Origin of the sequence: Rossellomorea sp. SC111, from assembly GCF_024733565.1 — a bacterium.
Taxonomy (GTDB): domain Bacteria; phylum Bacillota; class Bacilli; order Bacillales; family Bacillaceae_B; genus Rossellomorea.
The window spans coordinates 91,693-107,541 of sequence record NZ_JANIOC010000011.1 but is presented as its reverse complement, the minus strand read 5'-3'; the positions used below and the strand labels follow the sequence as shown (position 1 = coordinate 107,541).

Below are 15,849 nucleotides of genomic sequence, written 5' to 3'. Positions count from 1 at the left end.
CATCTCTTTTGCGGAAGCAAAAGGATGGTTGGGGAGGTCCGTCCCTCTCAGTCGACTGCTTCTAATAGGAAGTCGACAATGTGGATGGCACGCACGTTGTCCGATAGTCCTTCCCGTTCGATGCCGAGTTTCATTTGGAGGAGGCAGCCCGGATTGGATGTGATGATGGTGGTGGCCCGGGTGTCTTCGACGTTTTCCATTTTGTGATCGAGGATCTTCATGGACATGTCGGATTCGACGATGTTGTAAATTCCGGCAGATCCGCAGCAGTGGTCGGCTTGTTTCATTTCAGTGTAATCGGCGCCTTCCACGGATTGGAGAAGTACCCTTGGTTCCAAGAATGTTCTCTGTACGTTTCGTAAGTGACAGGAATCTTGATAGGTGATTCGTTGTGGGGCAACATTCAATGCCTTTTTATGAAACTCCAATTCTATTAGAATCGATGAAATGTCCTTAATCTTATTTTTAAAACGGACAGCACGGTTTTGCCACTCGGGGTCTTCTTTCAGTAAGTGATCGTAATCGACAAGAAAAGCTCCGCAGCCACCGGCATTCGTGATGATGTAATCAACCCCGGAAGCTTCAAAGGCTTCAATATTCCGTTTGGCCAATTCCTTAGCTGCATTCTTTTCACCGCTGTGACCATGCAAGGCCCCACAGCAGGTTTGCGTCTTCGGAATTACGATGTCACAGCCTGCCAGTTGGAGGAGTCTCGTCGTTGCCTTATTCGTTTCCAGGAACATCGTATCCATCAAACAGCCGGAAAAGAAAGCGACTTTTTTCCGGACCTCACCAATCGCAGAAAGGGAAGTCGGGCGTTCCTTCATCTCTTTCAGCTTTGGAACTTGAGGGAGGACTCGTTCCATCGTTGCCATGCTTTCCGGGAACCATTTCATCACGCCCGTCGTGTGTACGGCCTTTTGCAAACCGGAACGCTGATAGATTCCGAGAAGACTCGTGACCATCCTCATTCTGTCCGGATGAGGGAATAAACCTTCGAATACGGTCTTCCTGACAACCCTTACAGGAAGGGAATGCTTTTTATTTTGATTGATGATATCCCTTGCCTCTTCTAATAAGTGACCATAGTTCACACCGGATGGGCAGACCGGTTCACAGGCCCTGCATCCAAGACAAAGATCCAGTGTGCGCTCAACTTCTTCATCCGGCTCGATCACGCCGTCGACAACTGCCTTCATAAGGGCGATGCGCCCCCGTGGGGAGTGTGATTCCTTGAAGCCGGATTCGATATACGTGGGACAGGAAGGAAGACAGAATCCACATCTCATACAATTCAATAATTCATCTTCATCCATGCGGTCTTTGAATGCCTGTTGTATCTTTTGTTTTTCCCGGACGGTCGTCATCTTGAAATCACCACGCGCTTTCTCGATTCTTTCGCAAATACTTTATTCGGATTCATGATGTTATTGGGATCGAAGGATTGCTTGATCATCTTCATGGCACCGATTCCTTCTGGCCCGAGTTTCCATTCAAGATAAGGAGCCTTCATCATCCCGACGCCGTGTTCTCCCGTGATCGTACCGCCCAATTCGATGGCGTGGGCGAAGATCTCTTCAAAGGCCGCTTCGACCCGCTCCATTTCATCATGGTCCCTGGCGTCCGTGGCAACGGTCGGATGAAGGTTTCCGTCACCTGCATGTCCAAAGGTGCAAATCTTCACCCCATGACGTTCGGCTATATCATTGATCGCTTTCACCATCCTGGCAATTTCGGAACGGGGTACCGTCGCATCTTCCAAGATTGTCGTCGGCTTTAGTCTGGCAAGAGCCGAGAGGGCAGAACGGCGGGCGGTGCGAAGAGCGTCTGCTTCGATTTCGGTTTTCGCCAGTTGGACCGAAACGGCGTCATTTTGTAAACATACTTCCTCCATACGCTTCATATCACGCGCGACCACTTCAGGAGGACCATCCTGTTCAATCAGCAGGACTGCTTTTACATCGGTAGGCAGTCCGATTTTGGCAAAATCCTCGACCACTTCCAATGTGGGCTGATCCAGAAATTCCAGGGTTGTCGGAATGATCCGATTCGAGATGATGCTGGACACACTTTTTGCAGCTGCTTCTATATCCTGATAAAGAGCAAGCATCGTCTGTTTCGTCTCCGGCATGGGAACGAGCTTTAATGTTGCTTCAGTGATTACGCACAGGGTTCCTTCCGATCCGACAAACAGGCGGGTCAAGTCATACCCGGCTACATCTTTTGCGAGTTTCCCGCCGGTCCGGATGATATCACCATTCGGAAGGACTGCTTCAAGGGCAAGTACATAATCCCGGGTGACGCCATACTTCAACCCTCTCAAGCCACCGGAATTTTCATTAATATTCCCTCCGATGGTGGAGATCTTCATGGAGCTCGGGTCTGGAGGATAGAAGAGTCCCTTGGCTTCAACGGCGTGAATCAAATCAAGTGTTACAACCCCGGGCTGGACGGTGATCGTTAAATTCTCTTCATCCAATTCAAGGATGTTGTTCATATGAGTGAAGAGAAGGACAAGACCGCCTTCAGTTGGGCACGTACCGGCACAAAGATTCGTGCCGGATCCCCGCGGGACAATGGGAATGCCGTGTTCATTGCAGATCTTCACGATTGCCGCTACTTCCCCCGTAGACCGGGGAACGATGATGGCATCGGGCATGGATTGATAGTTAGGTGTTGCATCATAGGAGTAGACAAGTTTTTCAGCAGGGGTATCACGGTAATTATCTTCACCGACGATGCTGACGAACCGACTCTTGATATCAGGGGTGATCATAGTGGTTTCCACCTTTATTAGCGATTTTTTTCAAAGTTGTTCATAAAATGACTAGAGAGACGGTACCCGACTGGGGTAAAGGTCCGTCCCTCCAGATAAATTTATTTTGTGATGATTGGGCTTGGTGTGATCGACCCGAGGATGACGGGTTTTTTCGCTGCGGTTGCCCCAGGGACGTTGCCTGGATTGCCGTGTAGCGTTTCGTTGGCTAATAGTGCAAAGGCAATCGCTTCCTTGGCGTCGGAGGAGTATCCGATATCTTCCTGAATGAGGATTTTCACTTCAGGGAGAAGTTCCCTCATCATTTGGAGAAGCGTCCGGTTATAGCTTCCCCCGCCACCGATGATGACCTCATTGATCGGATGCAGAGGGAAGACGAATGTCTTATAAGCGTCCGAAATGGAGAGGGCGGTAAAGTAGGTTGCCGTCGCAATCAGATCTTCTTTCACAAGATTCCTATATTCATCCAGGATCCGGTTAACGAACACCTCACCAAACAGTTCCCGGCCGGTGGACTTAGGAGGCGCCTTCTGAAAGAAATCCTTTTCCCACTCCATCCATTTCCGTGCTGCTTCAGGGTGAACCGTTCCCCTGGCGGCAATCGATCCATCCTCGTCAAAAGACAAACCGAATAACTTCTCGCACAGTCCATCGATCACCATATTACCGGGACCTGTGTCAAAAGCAAACACCTCTTCAAGGGAGCAGTCTTTCGGAAGGACGGTTACATTCCCGATTCCCCCGATGTTCTGGAGAAGCCTGCCCCCATCCTTTGTCCGGTAGAGAAGGAACTCTGTATAAGGGACAAGGGGAGCGCCTTCTCCTCCTGCAGCCATATCCATGGAACGGAAATTGGATACCACCTGTGTGCCGGTCCGATAGGCAATAACGCTCGGTTCGCCGATTTGAAGAGTGGAAGGAACCGAATCTTCCGTATGAAAGGGCTGGTGAAAGACGGTCTGACCATGAGACCCGATAAAGGTAAGCTCATCAACAGAGATGCCTGCCTCAGTACATACTTTCTCTACGGCATGGGCATACACGTCTCCAAGTTCAAAATGCAGGCTGGATAAAAGGGGGGTGGACGAGTTGGAAGGACTCATCACATCAAAGATTTTCTTTTTCACCTGGGGAGGGAAGGGGGCCGACGAATAGTGTACAAGTTCCACCACTGTATCCGTCCCGGCTCCTTCAATGGAAACCAGTGCGGCATCCACTCCGTCCACGGAGGTGCCGGACATCAGTCCGACTGCTAATCGTTTACTCATATGACAACCTTCCTTTCCGGATTGCTTCAACTATGTCCACTGCGCCTGTAGCGGGGGACGTAGAATCAACGATGAAAATTGGATCGATAAACACTGTTGAAATCGTTTCTTTAAAAGTGGATTGAACCACGGGATTGTGTTCGAGGACGCTGCCTTTCATAGCTATCACCGGATTTGTTTCAATCTGTAACGTCTCGATCAAAGCGATGGTCTGTGCGGCAAGCTGTTTGCCGGCGGTTTTCAATAAGGTAAGGGCTGGTTCATCCCCTGCCTCGGCTTCCTTATGGATCACTTTCGCAAGCCGGGCGATTTCCCCTTTTGAAGAAGAATAGATAAATCCCTTCAACCCTTTGGCATCAGTGGTGCCTATTTCCTTCATCAGGCTTAAGGATAGCGGGGAGAACGGTATGCCGAAATCGATTTCCCCGGCGATCTTTTTACACGCTTCGATGGCTAGGTGATACGCACTGCCTTCATCTCCAAGAAGATGCCCCCAGCCACCGGTCGTTCCTTCCTGTGTCCCGTTCCTTCCATAACAAATCGATCCCGTCCCCGCAATCGTCATCACACCATTCCGGTTACCGATCAAACTGAAAAAGGCGAGTGTCGCATCGTTTATCAGAATGATAGGAAGGGAAGTCATCCTGCTCAATTCTGATTGAATTCGGTGTGAAAGGTTTCCCGATCCTCCTCCTGCCATCCCGATTACAACATGGGTGGCACCAACTGAAGCAGTATGGTCCAGGCATTGTTGAACGACAGAGGAGAGATTCTGCAATGCTTCCTCATACGAGACTGACGGGTTCCCGTGTCCGGATAAACTTTGGAAAAGGATATTCTTTTCCATATCCATGACGAGTCCCTGAATTTTCGTTCCACCTGCATCGATCCCTATTACTCTAGTCATCTCTTAAACCTTCTTACTTGGCTGAAAGGCAAACTTGCCCCAAGGTTTCAAGTAATCAAGAAGGAAGACTTCTTCTTCACGGATCCTGCCCACGACATTCGTTTTACCGGAGTTCTCCATATCCTTGAGGGCAATCTGAAGTTCTCCCGCATATTGGGCATACAGGTCGTTTTCGATGATAATGTCTCCACGCTTGATATCGACGTTGTTATGCGGCGCAAATTCTCTTCCTCTGTATTTAACGCGGCTTTGAGTGGAACGGATCATATAATCCGATACATCACCACGGTAAAAATGGGGTTCTTCAAAGATGATCGTTTTCTCTAGATCCGTGGTCGTCTCATGGGTTTCAACTGTGAATGTCAGCTTGGATGTATTGAGTTCACTAAGTATCTGCATTTCACGTTCAGATGCATACGCATTGCTGATGATGACGTCGTCAATCAACCCAGTGGCAAAGAGATGCTTCGCCTGTACATCAATAGGAAGGGAACGGTGCATTTCCAGTGTAGGTAACCCTTCTGTAACCGGCCATGGACCGAATGTGGCATCTGCGGAAGACACAAAGGCTGCCGTTCTCATACCGAGGTCTTTGAATTTCTGGCTGCATTCGATAAAGAAAGGATAAGATAAGCCGGAGTAGCGGTGCGGATAGAAATTATGGCACCCTAATAATTGATCCTTATTGGGCTGATACGTCATGATGTTATCGATGTATTTCGTGGCATTGCTCATGTTCAGTTCGATTTTTAAATCATAAGGGTTGTACGACATCATCGATTCTTCGTGACCGGTATATCCCAGATCCAGTCTGATTCCGTGGGCCCCGAGGTCGGCAAAAAAGGAAAGATCATCATAGGAGATATCCAGCTCTTTAAAAATGCGGGGACTGATATCGGCTATGACTTCCATGTTCTTCCCACGGGCAAACTTGATCGTTTCCTTGAAGTTTGCGATGATTCCTTCCTTGTCCCCATCGACAGATAATAGGCAGGTAAAAACACGTGTGAATCCGAAAGAAGCGGCCAATGCCAAATATTCCTTATCTTTTTCTGTGGTAGAATGGTTTGGATAGATTGAAACGCCAAGTTTTTTACTCATCATGATGCCTCCTTAATTTGATTTACTTTCAAGAGTATGGATTCTCTTTAACATTGGAATCATTTGTTCAATTAATGAGATTTCACTGATCGAGGTCATTAAGTGGTCCTGAGCATGGATCATGAGAAGGGATTTTTCAAATTCTTCTCCATTGATTTCGGCCTGGATCAAGCTTGTTTGTGTTTTGTGGGCTTTATTCAGTTCTTCATGTGCCGTTTTCAACATTTCCTCTGCTTCAGCAAACTTCCCTTCATGTGCTTTTGCAAGGGCCTCATAAGCCGTGCTTTTCGCATTCCCGCCGTTCGAGATGATTTCAAAAATTTCCATTTCTACGTTGCGTACTTCAGCCATTTTGTATTCCTCCCTGAACCTTTTTAGAACTCTTTTCTACATAAATAGTAAAATAAAAGTTTAAATATTTTAAAATAATATTGAAATTTAATTTCATTATCGCATATAATCATATTAAACTGAAAGCCTTTTCAAGACAATCATTTTTTTGGAGGTGACCATGACAGAATTCCAGGTTTTAAAACACATCAAAAGTCAGATGGAGAGCTTTACACCGTCTGAAATAGCGGTTGCTCAATACGTGCTCGAATTTCCGGAGAAAGTGATGGAGATGACCACAAAGCAACTATCACAATCATGCGGCAGCAGTGAAGCCGCCATCATCCGGTTCTGCAAACGGATCGGGATCAACAGTTTCAGCGGCCTGAAGATCGAGCTTGCGAAAAGTACGAACATCGAAGAAACGAAGAGTCATGATATCAATACACTCCTTTCCTTTGAAGACAATCTTGAGACTGTCTTCAATAAAGTATTGGTCAATACCTATCAAGCCATCAAGAATACGGAAAAGCTTTTTTCCATTGATGAACTCGGTAGAGCGGTGAATGCGTTTCATGAAGCCGAAAGAGTATATCTGTATGGAGTTGGCGGTTCCGCTGTGGTGGCGGAAGATTTCACCCAGAAGCTGTTGAGATTGAACTACCTGGCATTTCAGGCAAGTGATATCCATGTGCAGATGATGATGGCAGCAAACTTAACTGAGAGAGACGTTTTGTTCGTCGTATCGACTTCCGGGCAGACAAAAGAAATTTTGAAGCTGATGAATGTCGCACAGGAAAAGGGAGCCACCATCGTACTCCTGACACAGCACGGAAAATCACCGGCAAGAAAGCTCGCCGATATCGTCCTGACGATTTCCGAGGAGGAACATAATATCCGAATCGGTACCATGACGGCAAGAATTGCTCAACTCGTCGTGATCGACGCTTTATTCGTGGCATTATGCATGAAAAAAGGACATGGCGTTTATGAGCAAATTATTCATACACATGAAGTGGTTCAGCGAATGAAAGAGGAGGAGGAATAGTAATGAAAGTATTATTCGTATGCTCTGGAGGAATGTCCAGTGCGATCGTCGTCAATGCCCTGAAGAAAGAAGGAACAAAAGAGGGGATCGAAATGGAAGTCCATGCAATCGGAACAGGGGAAGTATCCGAGGAAATCTCTAAGGGATGGGATGTATGTATGGTAGCACCTCAGATCAGACACCGTTTTGATCAAGTGAAGAAAGCGGCTGATGAGGCCAAGGTTCCTTGCGGGCCGATTCCGCCGCAGGCCTATACGCCACTTGGCGGGCCGACTTTACTGAAAACAGTAAAGGAATTAACAAACTAATTTAATAGGAAACAAGGGGGTAGTAACATGCAAAAGTTTGTAAACTTTCTGGAGAACAATTTGTCAGGTCCGATGGCCAGGCTCTCAGAACAAAGGCATTTGCAAGCAATCCGGGATGGGGTTATTTCAGCACTGCCATTTATTATCGTCGGTTCATTCTTTCTGATCTTAGCGTTCCCGCCACTGCCTGATGCATGGATATTCGGTGACATCAAACAGTGGGCTGCTGACAACATTGTCGATATCCTGATTCCGTACCGTCTGACCATGTTCATCATGTCGCTCTATGTCGCCTTCGGGATAGGATACAATCTCTCGAAAAGCTATAAATTGGATCCTTTATCCGGAGCACAGATCTCAGTGGCGGCACTTCTATTGACCATCACACCGAAAGTAATGGACGGAGAAGGCTGGGTCCTTCCAATGACCAACCTCGGTGGGCAGGGATTATTCGTTTCCATGGTCGTCTCGATTCTGGCGGTTGAAATCCTGCGTTTCTGTAAAACGAAGAACATCACGATCAAGATGCCAGAGCAAGTACCGGCATCCGTTTCACGAAGTTTTGAAGCACTTATACCTGTAGCGATTGTTATTTTATTGATTTCATCCGTGACTGTCTTAGCAGGTGTGGATCTGCATAAGTTGGTTGGTGTTGCGGTCGCTCCATTGGTCACTGCCGGTGACAGCATATTCGGAGTATTGGTTCCGGTATTCCTGATCGATTTCTTCTGGTCCTTCGGGATCCACGGCGTATCCGTTGTCGGTACCGTAGCGCGTCCACTATGGGAAGTATTCCTGGTGAACAACGCTGATGCGGTTGCAAGCGGGCAAGCAATCCCGCATATCGCGCCGGAAACGTTCTACCAATGGTTCATCTGGATCGGTGGATCAGGAGCAACGCTTGGATTGGTCCTTGCGATGGTGTTCTTCTCCCGTTCAAAATATTTAAAAGCATTGGGGAAAACATGTCTTGTACCTGGTCTTTTCAATATCAATGAGCCTGTCATATTCGGTGCTCCAATCGTATTGAACCCGATTTTGATCATCCCATTCATCACTGTACCTTTGATTACAGCGACTCTTTCATATGTGGCAACCACTGTCGGTCTGGTATCACCGACGTACATCATGCCGCCATGGACACTTCCTGCACCAATCGGAGCGTACCTTGCAACGGGTGGTGACTGGAGAGCGATCGTCATGGTTCTGATCAACATCGGAATCTCGTTTTCTATCTACTTCCCATTCTTGAAAATGTATGATAAGAAAATGATGAAGATGGAAGAGAGCGAGCAACAAGCGGCATAGAAAAGCGGAGGCGGCTTGCTCAGGCCCGACAAGCATAAGATTACTATATGAAAAAAGAAGTGGGGGTCCTAGGATTCCCACTTCTTTACTAGCATAAGGAGTGATTGACATGACAGAAACCGTTGTGCCAAAGAGAATCGGTTTTAAGAGTGTGTTTGTATTATTAATCTCAGTATCTATTGGTCTTTTACTTCTTTCTAAACCATTGATGAGCACGGGACTGGCAAAAGAATGGAGTATGTTTTTGGCTACGGGCGTTTCAGCTTCTATCGGGCTTTCGTACATTTTATTGAAAATTGAAGGACCGGTCGAAGATGCTTCCGTTAAAAAGAAGCGAGTCGTATTAGCCGTTGTGGTCAGTTTCGTCATAAGTTTTATTCTGGCTTTTGTGGCCAGGTAACTGGAGGCTTTTATAATGAAAAAAGGAATCAAGATCGTCACTATCGGCGGGGGATCGAGCTATACTCCCGAGTTTATTGAAGGATTGATCAAGCGTTATGATGAGCTCCCGGTGAGTGAGCTGTGGCTTGTGGATATAGAAGAGGGAAAAGAGAAATTGAATATCGTCGGGAACTTAGCGAAGAGAATGGTGGAGAAGGCAAGAGTCCCGATGGAAATCCATTTTACACTGGACAGGAGAGAGGCGTTGAGTGGAGCTGACTTTGTCACGACCCAGATGCGGGTCGGACAGCTCAAAGCCCGGATTCAGGACGAGCGCCTGCCGATCAAGTACGGGATGATCGGTCAGGAGACGAATGGTGCGGGGGGACTCTTTAAGGGTATGAGGACAATCCCTGTTCTTTTGGAGATTTCAAAAGAAATGCAGGAGCTTTGTCCTGATGCCTGGCTGATCAATTTTACGAATCCAGCCGGCATGGTGACAGAAGCGATGCTGCGTTATGGATCGCATCCGAAGGTTGTCGGTGTTTGCAATCTTCCCATCAATACGAGAATGACGCTGGCAAGACTCCTTGGGGTCGAGGTGGAACGTCTGCATATCGACTTTGCCGGACTCAATCATATGGTATATGGATTGGACGTGCGCGTGGACGGAGAATCGGTATTAGGAGAAGTACTCGATATCATGAGCGATCCCGAAAGGCAGGTCAGCATGAGGAATATCGCTCCCCTGCCGTGGGAGCCTGAATTCATCAGGAGCCTGGGAGTAGTCCCTTGTCCGTATCACCGCTATTTTTATAAAACAAGTGATATTTTGGAAAAACAGTTAGAAGAATTCAAGACAGGGACGACTCGTGCGGAAGTCGTCCAGCAGTTGGAGAATGAGCTGTTTCATTTGTATAAGGACGAAGGCTTGGCGGTAAAGCCTCCGCAGCTTGAAGAGCGGGGAGGAGCTTATTACAGTGATGCAGCATGCAACCTCATAGCGTCCATCTATAATGATCGCGGAGATATCCAGACTTTGAATGTGCGCAATGATGGAGCAATCAGTGATTTGCCAAGGGAGTCTGCAGTGGAAGTGAACTGCGTCGTGACGAAAGCGGGACCTCGCCCGATTGCTGTCGGGGAACTGCCCGTTTCTGTGAATGGGCTTGTGCAGCAAATCAAATCCTTTGAGCGTGTGGCTGCAGAAGCCTCTGTAACCGGCTCGTACAAGAAAGCATTACTTGCCATGACGATCAATCCGTTGGTGACGAGTGATGTGAAGGCGAAACAGCTGTTGAATGAAATGCTTGAGGTTCATAAAGAGTATTTGCCGATGTTTGGTGCAAGAGTGACCCAAAATTAAGGTAAGAAGCGTCCACAGTCGTGATCTTTTTTAGAAAATATGTCCGAAATGAAAGTTGTAGTAATATCAATATTGGTATATGAAACAGTAGAACTCGCCGAAGTGATGAATTTGGCGAGTTTCTTAATTTGGAATAGAAGATGTGATACGGTTCATTATTTCCCATTATAGAAGAACCAGCGAAAAGTAGAATAAGCGGAGTTTTTCCGGTTACATTCAGAGTGGAACTTGTTTTGAGGATAAATAAGGGGAGGTTTTACGCTTATACACACAAAAATAACTCATTTTTTTATTTGTTGAGTCAATAGGCGGAATTTTTCCGCCTATTTATCTGCTCTGGTGCTTAACCTGATCTCCCAACCGATCAGTACGACCCCTCTTGAAACTACTAGATTCGGTAATCAACACCCCAAACACCTGCACATCTTTCCCTTGGACGAGCATACCATGATAAAAAGAGACCATGTCCAGAAAGGATGCACCGTCCATGATTCCGATGAAAACAAAGGCTGCCGCGTCTCTATATGCCACAATGTCCATCAGCTTCTGGGGGATTTCCTTCGTGTCGACGAAAGCGGTGCTGGGTACACTTGATCCCTATACGCTCCTCGTCCTCCGCTTTGGGATCGGAGCTCTGTTTCTGCTCGTGCTTCTATTACTAAAAGGATACAGGCTCCCCATTCCTCTGAAGTATGTCCCTCACTTGATCATCCTGGGGGTCCTTGGGGTCTTCATACATCAAGTCATCCAGGCGACGGCCCTCCTGACAATTGATGCATCGTCGGCAGGATGGATGATTTCCTTTTCTCCGGTGTTCACCGTCATCCTTTCCATGATGTTCCTTCATGAAAAAATGACTCTCCCCAAAGCTCTGGGGATGATGATCGCGATTACAGGTGTGCTGATGGTGACGACAGCGAGGAGTGGGCAATCGATCGGATTTGCGACCAACATCGGATATATACTGATGATTCTCAGTACATTGAACTGGGCTGTATACTCCGTGCTTTTGAAAAAGCTTCGTATTGAGCTGCCATCCCTCGTGATCACCTTTTATATGTGCCTGCTGGGATTCAGTTTGACCATCCCGTTTCTCATCCGCAACCGTGGCTGGGAAGACATTTCCCAACTATCACATGTGGAGTGGGCACACTTGATTTTCCTCGGTGTATTCGTTTCAGGGATTGCATATTGGTACTGGGCGAAGGCATTGGAAGTATTGGATGCGTCCAAGGTGTCGATGTTTCTCTACTTGGAGCCTGTCACTACTCTCATTGCGGCCATTCTCCTCCTGCACGAGAAAATTTTCCTCATAAGCATCCTGGGTGGAGTCATAATAATAATAGGAGTTGTCATTGTCAATGGTCAGGTGATTTCTTACCTCCATCGGTTTCTATGGGGGAAACGATAATATCAGGGGGGATCCGCAGTGACCTTAAAGAAGCGGATAAAGAATCGATTGGATGAATTGTTTCATCCTTCAACGAAAGAACTTAAAGAAGTCTTGCAGTCTCTCAATATACGCCTTGAGGATTTACAGCCCTACCTGCAGTCTCCGGAAGGAAAACCATATTATCGAAAACTCCTTTATCAAAATGAAGCAGTGGAGCTCCTCGTCATGAATTGGTCCGATGTGGAATGTGCCCCGCACGATCACGGGAATTCGAAGGGATGGATCCAGGTGATGAATGGGACTTCCGTCAACACGATCTTTGAAGTGACGGATAACAATCTTCCTCGGGAGTTATTTGATCGGGAACATAGAGAAGGATCTTTCTTTTTTGCCCCGAAGAAAGGGGTTCACAAAATGAAAAAGGGGAGTGCAGGGGATCTTGTGACCCTCCACCTGTATTCACCGCCCATCCAAGGGATGATCGTGTACGATTTGGAGAAATGTGCTGCCTGTGTGGTATCGGATGAATGTGGGGCATGGTGGCCGGATCATATGAGGCATAAGGTAAAGGAAATAAAGTTAAAATAAGAAGAAGCGTTTCCCCGCCACGGAGAAACGCTTCTTTCTATGATTATCGTACTCTTACTGTTTTCGCGTCCTTACTTTCAACACCTGTAGGAGATACGGATGTCACACCATATGTGTACATTCCACCTTCTACAGCTGATGTGTCTTTATACGTCGTAACCTTTTCTTGAGAATACACGACATCCACGATATTCGCAGAATTCTTGTAATCTCCTTCTTTCACGCCGTCAAAGCGGTAGATGACATACTTTCTGGCATCTGAATGTTTTTTGTCGTCGATGGTAATGGTAATACCGTCTTTCTGTTTCTTTGCTTTTACGGTGTTCGGTTTCTTCGGAAGGTCATCATTGTTCCAAGGAGTGGCAGGCGTCAATGCCACTTCCGTATATACTTCATTACGTAATATATCAGCGTAACCAAGTGGGTTTTCGAAAATTTGTCTTAAGGAGAAATGCATTTGGCCAAGTGCGGTACCGTTAGCTCGGTTATCCATGATTTGCCCCGGCAGTTCATTAGGATTGAACCATTCCTGGTCAAAATTGTCCCCGACCTTATAATCTGCCATCCCGATGTACAAATTGACCGGATGCTCATAGGAATACTCATTCACTTCCCGGCTCCACCAGTCGAGTAGGACGGAGTAGTTGGCGACAGCGAGTTTCCTGGACCAATAGATTTGCGGGGTGATGTAGTCGATGCTTCCGTCCTTGATCCACTGGCGGGTGTCGGCATATAGGTCATCGAAATTCGTTTGTCCCGCTTCTGTCTCGCTTCCCGTCGGATCATCGGCGATGTTTCTCCATACGCCAAAAGGGGAAATCCCGAATTGGACATAGTCTTTGATTTCTTTGATTTCAGTGTTGATATCAGCCACCAGTTCATCGACGTTGTTCCGTCTCCAATCATCGATATTCTCGAATGTGCTGCCATATTTCTCGTATGTATCTTGATCTGGGAAGCTTTCTCCTGCGATTTTATAAGGATAGAAGTAATCATCCATATGAATGGCTTCAATGTCGTAATGGTTGACTAATTCTTTTACTGTATCAATCAAGTAATCTTGCACTTCAGGTATTCCTGGGTTGAGGTAGTATTGCTTTCCATATTTCAGTACCCATTCCGGATGAAGCTTGGCAACGTTGTCATCTGCAAGAGACTCGATCGTTTGATTCGGCATTGTGATCCGGTAAGGGTTCACCCATGCATGGACCTCGATCCCTCGTTTATGTGATTCATCTAACATGATGGCAAGTGGATCATAGCCTGGATCGGTGCCCTGCTCATCCCCCGTAATATACTGGGACCATGGGGCAAGTTCGGAAGGATATAAGGCATCGGCAGTCGGCTTGACTTGATAAATCACCGTATTAAAGTTCAATTCTTTCAATTCATCCAGGGTGCTCACCACCCAATCCGTAAATTCCTGCTTGTCCATTCCAGGCTGCATGTCAATATTCGTCACTGTCGCAATCCACGCAGCCCGCATCTCATGCTTCGGTTCAGACGTACCGGATGCCTTCGCTTTCCCGGTAGAAAAGGGAAGAGCCAGTGAGAACAACATCACGGCCATAATCATGTACTTTACTGCTTTCATTTCTTTACTCCTCTCTTTCGGTTGAAAAGAAACCGCTTTCATTTTTATTGAAATAATACTTCATAAAATTTAGAGAAAACATGAAATATTATTTCTATTTTCATTATAAGGGGTTCCATTACTTTGGTATATAGTACCAATGAGGTGAAAAAACTGAATATTCAATGAATAAACAGGAGGAATGGACCAGGCGAATCGTTCTAAAAAGAATAAAAAGGGAAAGAATGAATACGGAAGTGGTGTAAAATAGTAGGGAAATGTAAAAAGGGAGAGGATGACGTGTTCAAAGATCTACCGATCGATCAATGCGATTTAGAAAAGTATACGTTCGTGGACGTAAGGTCTCCTTCTGAATATAGGGAAATGACGATCCCTGGCAGTCTGAATATACCGGTTTTCGATGATGAAGAAAGAGCAGAAGTCGGGACATTATATAAGCAAGTGAGTAAGGAAGTGGCGACAGACCGGGGACTGGAGATTTTTTCAGGTAAGCTTCCCAGGTTCATTAACGAGTTCAAGAAACTTGAGGGTGAAATCGTCGTGTTTTGCTGGAGGGGTGGTATGCGAAGCAAGGCGGCCGCTACTTTCCTTGACCTGATGGGGATCGGGACTTCCCGGATTATGGGAGGAGTCAAGGCTTATCGCCACTGGGTGCTGAAGGGGCTTGAAAATATTGAAATGAAGCCTGCTTCCTTCGTATTAAACGGCGGGACAGGCACTGGGAAGACAGCGATTTTGAAAAGACTTCATAGAGAAGGATATCCTGTTCTGGATATTGAAGGCCTCGCAAACCATAGAGGATCCATATTTGGGGAAATCGGACTTTCCGCCAACAACCAGAAAACATTCGATTCCCTCCTCCTTCGGGAACTGATGAAGAAGAAGGAATCTTCTTTTCTTTTATTCGAAGCGGAAAGTAAAAGGATAGGAAAGGTGCTTTTGCCTGATTTTCTTATTCATGAGAAGGAAGAGGCATTTCATATCTTCATCGAAATGCCCATTAAAGAAAGGGTCAACCATATTTTAGAAGAGTACCGCCTCCACGAACACCATGATGAATTTGTGAAAGCGTTCAGGACCATAAAGCGGCGGATTCACAGTCCGATTGCCAATGAAATCGAGGGTGAGCTGAAAGTGGGAAACTATGAACGGATATTGGAACTGCTCATCGAATACTATTATGATCCTAGGTACCTACATATGTGGAATCAATATCCCGAGGATCGAAAGACCACGGTTAAGGTGAACTCAATCGAAGAAGGATACCAAGAGATCAAGAAGCTCCTTCCTGAGAAAAGCCCCTTGGTTTCTAATCACTGAGACCTTTGCCCATGAGGATGGGTATGGTCTTTGTCTAAGGTAAGGAAGAGGGACGGACCTTCGAATTTTCGAAGGTCCGTCCCTCATGATCAAAGCCAGGTTTGAGGACAAATTATTGTTGTTAAAAAATTTTTTTTAGTGAAATTTTTGCATGAACATAC

The 15,849-nt window shown here is 46.5% G+C and carries 15 protein-coding genes; 8 read left to right on the top strand and 7 right to left on the bottom strand.

All coding sequences use genetic code 11. The features are described from left to right. Positions 1-47: 47 nt before the first annotated feature. The 6 genes from NQ095_RS15415 to NQ095_RS15390 form a co-directional block, all read right to left on the bottom strand. Complete coding sequence (locus tag NQ095_RS15415) at positions 48-1,367, bottom strand: (Fe-S)-binding protein (RefSeq protein ID WP_258264343.1); 1,320 nt, start codon at positions 1,365-1,367, stop codon at positions 48-50. Next, entirely contained in the window at positions 1,364-2,776 is a 1,413-nt protein-coding gene (gene glcD, locus NQ095_RS15410) for a glycolate oxidase subunit GlcD (protein WP_258264342.1), read from the bottom strand. The genes NQ095_RS15415 and glcD overlap by 4 nt, the downstream gene beginning before the upstream one ends. Positions 2,777-2,877: 101 nt before the next feature. Then, positions 2,878-4,044: an anhydro-N-acetylmuramic acid kinase AnmK gene (anmK, locus tag NQ095_RS15405; RefSeq protein ID WP_258264341.1), complete on the bottom strand. Its 1,167-nt coding sequence runs from the start codon at positions 4,042-4,044 to the stop codon at positions 2,878-2,880. Beyond that, entirely contained in the window at positions 4,037-4,951 is a 915-nt protein-coding gene (locus NQ095_RS15400) for a BadF/BadG/BcrA/BcrD ATPase family protein (protein ID WP_258264340.1), read from the bottom strand. The genes anmK and NQ095_RS15400 overlap by 8 nt, the downstream gene beginning before the upstream one ends. A 3-nt stretch (positions 4,952-4,954) precedes the next feature. Then, positions 4,955-6,052 carry a DUF871 domain-containing protein gene (locus NQ095_RS15395; RefSeq protein WP_258264438.1) on the bottom strand — a complete coding sequence of 366 codons (1,098 nt, stop codon included), beginning with the start codon at positions 6,050-6,052 and terminating at the stop codon, positions 4,955-4,957. A 12-nt stretch (positions 6,053-6,064) separates the two neighbouring features. After that, a complete protein-coding gene (locus NQ095_RS15390; RefSeq protein ID WP_258264339.1) occupies positions 6,065-6,403 on the bottom strand; it encodes a PTS lactose/cellobiose transporter subunit IIA in 339 nt (112 codons plus the stop codon). Positions 6,404-6,563: 160 nt separating this feature from the next. On the opposite strand from NQ095_RS15390, the gene NQ095_RS15385 reads away from it, so the two are divergent. The 7 genes from NQ095_RS15385 to NQ095_RS15355 all read left to right on the top strand — a co-directional run bounded on the left by NQ095_RS15385 (position 6,564) and on the right by NQ095_RS15355 (position 12,774). Beyond that, positions 6,564-7,430 (top strand): MurR/RpiR family transcriptional regulator, encoded by an 867-nt coding sequence (locus tag NQ095_RS15385; RefSeq protein ID WP_079531143.1) that lies wholly within the window; start codon positions 6,564-6,566, stop codon positions 7,428-7,430. 2 nt (positions 7,431-7,432) lie between these two features. Then, positions 7,433-7,738 carry a PTS sugar transporter subunit IIB gene (locus tag NQ095_RS15380; RefSeq protein WP_258264338.1) on the top strand — a complete coding sequence of 102 codons (306 nt, stop codon included), beginning with the start codon at positions 7,433-7,435 and terminating at the stop codon, positions 7,736-7,738. Positions 7,739-7,765: 27 nt separating this feature from the next. Beyond that, entirely contained in the window at positions 7,766-9,046 is a 1,281-nt protein-coding gene (locus tag NQ095_RS15375) for a PTS sugar transporter subunit IIC (protein WP_258264337.1), read from the top strand. Positions 9,047-9,155: 109 nt separating this feature from the next. Continuing rightward, positions 9,156-9,446, top strand: coding sequence for a hypothetical protein (locus tag NQ095_RS15370; RefSeq protein WP_258264336.1), 291 nt, complete (start codon positions 9,156-9,158; stop codon positions 9,444-9,446). 15 nt (positions 9,447-9,461) lie between these two features. Beyond that, positions 9,462-10,793 carry a 6-phospho-beta-glucosidase gene (locus NQ095_RS15365; protein WP_258264335.1) on the top strand — a complete coding sequence of 444 codons (1,332 nt, stop codon included), beginning with the start codon at positions 9,462-9,464 and terminating at the stop codon, positions 10,791-10,793. 463 nt (positions 10,794-11,256) lie between these two features. Continuing rightward, a complete protein-coding gene (locus NQ095_RS15360; RefSeq protein WP_375162849.1) occupies positions 11,257-12,204 on the top strand; it encodes a DMT family transporter in 948 nt (315 codons plus the stop codon). Positions 12,205-12,222: 18 nt separating this feature from the next. Beyond that, positions 12,223-12,774, top strand: a complete 552-nt coding sequence (locus tag NQ095_RS15355) for a cysteine dioxygenase (RefSeq protein ID WP_258264334.1) — start codon at positions 12,223-12,225, stop codon at positions 12,772-12,774. 43 nt (positions 12,775-12,817) lie between these two features. On the opposite strand, the gene NQ095_RS15350 is transcribed toward NQ095_RS15355, so the two are convergent. After that, the gene (locus NQ095_RS15350) at positions 12,818-14,368 is read right to left on the bottom strand and encodes a glycoside hydrolase family 10-like protein (protein ID WP_258264333.1); all 1,551 of its coding nucleotides are present in this window, start codon (positions 14,366-14,368) and stop codon (positions 12,818-12,820) included. Positions 14,369-14,647: 279 nt separating this feature from the next. Here NQ095_RS15350 and mnmH point away from each other — a divergent pair, with 279 nt between their 5' ends. Next, the gene (gene mnmH / locus NQ095_RS15345) at positions 14,648-15,688 is read left to right on the top strand and encodes a tRNA 2-selenouridine(34) synthase MnmH (RefSeq protein WP_258264332.1); all 1,041 of its coding nucleotides are present in this window, start codon (positions 14,648-14,650) and stop codon (positions 15,686-15,688) included. Positions 15,689-15,849: the final 161 nt, after the last annotated feature.

What these genes read in the sequence shown, in the direction of transcription:
- NQ095_RS15380 (WP_258264338.1), top strand. Translation starts at nt 7,433, where the DNA reads ATGAAAGTATTATTCGTATGCTCTGGAGGAATGTCCAGTGCGATCGTC.
- glcD (WP_258264342.1), bottom strand. Translation starts at nt 2,776, where the DNA reads ATGATCACCCCTGATATCAAGAGTCGGTTCGTCAGCATCGTCGGTGAA.
- NQ095_RS15365 (WP_258264335.1), top strand. Translation starts at nt 9,462, where the DNA reads ATGAAAAAAGGAATCAAGATCGTCACTATCGGCGGGGGATCGAGCTAT.
- NQ095_RS15390 (WP_258264339.1), bottom strand. Translation starts at nt 6,403, where the DNA reads ATGGCTGAAGTACGCAACGTAGAAATGGAAATTTTTGAAATCATCTCG.
- NQ095_RS15395 (WP_258264438.1), bottom strand. Translation starts at nt 6,052, where the DNA reads ATGAGTAAAAAACTTGGCGTTTCAATCTATCCAAACCATTCTACCACA.
- NQ095_RS15350 (WP_258264333.1), bottom strand. Translation starts at nt 14,368, where the DNA reads ATGAAAGCAGTAAAGTACATGATTATGGCCGTGATGTTGTTCTCACTG.
- NQ095_RS15370 (WP_258264336.1), top strand. Translation starts at nt 9,156, where the DNA reads ATGACAGAAACCGTTGTGCCAAAGAGAATCGGTTTTAAGAGTGTGTTT.
- NQ095_RS15400 (WP_258264340.1), bottom strand. Translation starts at nt 4,951, where the DNA reads ATGACTAGAGTAATAGGGATCGATGCAGGTGGAACGAAAATTCAGGGA.
- NQ095_RS15415 (WP_258264343.1), bottom strand. Translation starts at nt 1,367, where the DNA reads ATGACGACCGTCCGGGAAAAACAAAAGATACAACAGGCATTCAAAGAC.
- NQ095_RS15385 (WP_079531143.1), top strand. Translation starts at nt 6,564, where the DNA reads ATGACAGAATTCCAGGTTTTAAAACACATCAAAAGTCAGATGGAGAGC.
- NQ095_RS15375 (WP_258264337.1), top strand. Translation starts at nt 7,766, where the DNA reads ATGCAAAAGTTTGTAAACTTTCTGGAGAACAATTTGTCAGGTCCGATG.
- anmK (WP_258264341.1), bottom strand. Translation starts at nt 4,044, where the DNA reads ATGAGTAAACGATTAGCAGTCGGACTGATGTCCGGCACCTCCGTGGAC.
- NQ095_RS15360 (WP_375162849.1), top strand. Translation starts at nt 11,257, where the DNA reads ATGTCCAGAAAGGATGCACCGTCCATGATTCCGATGAAAACAAAGGCT.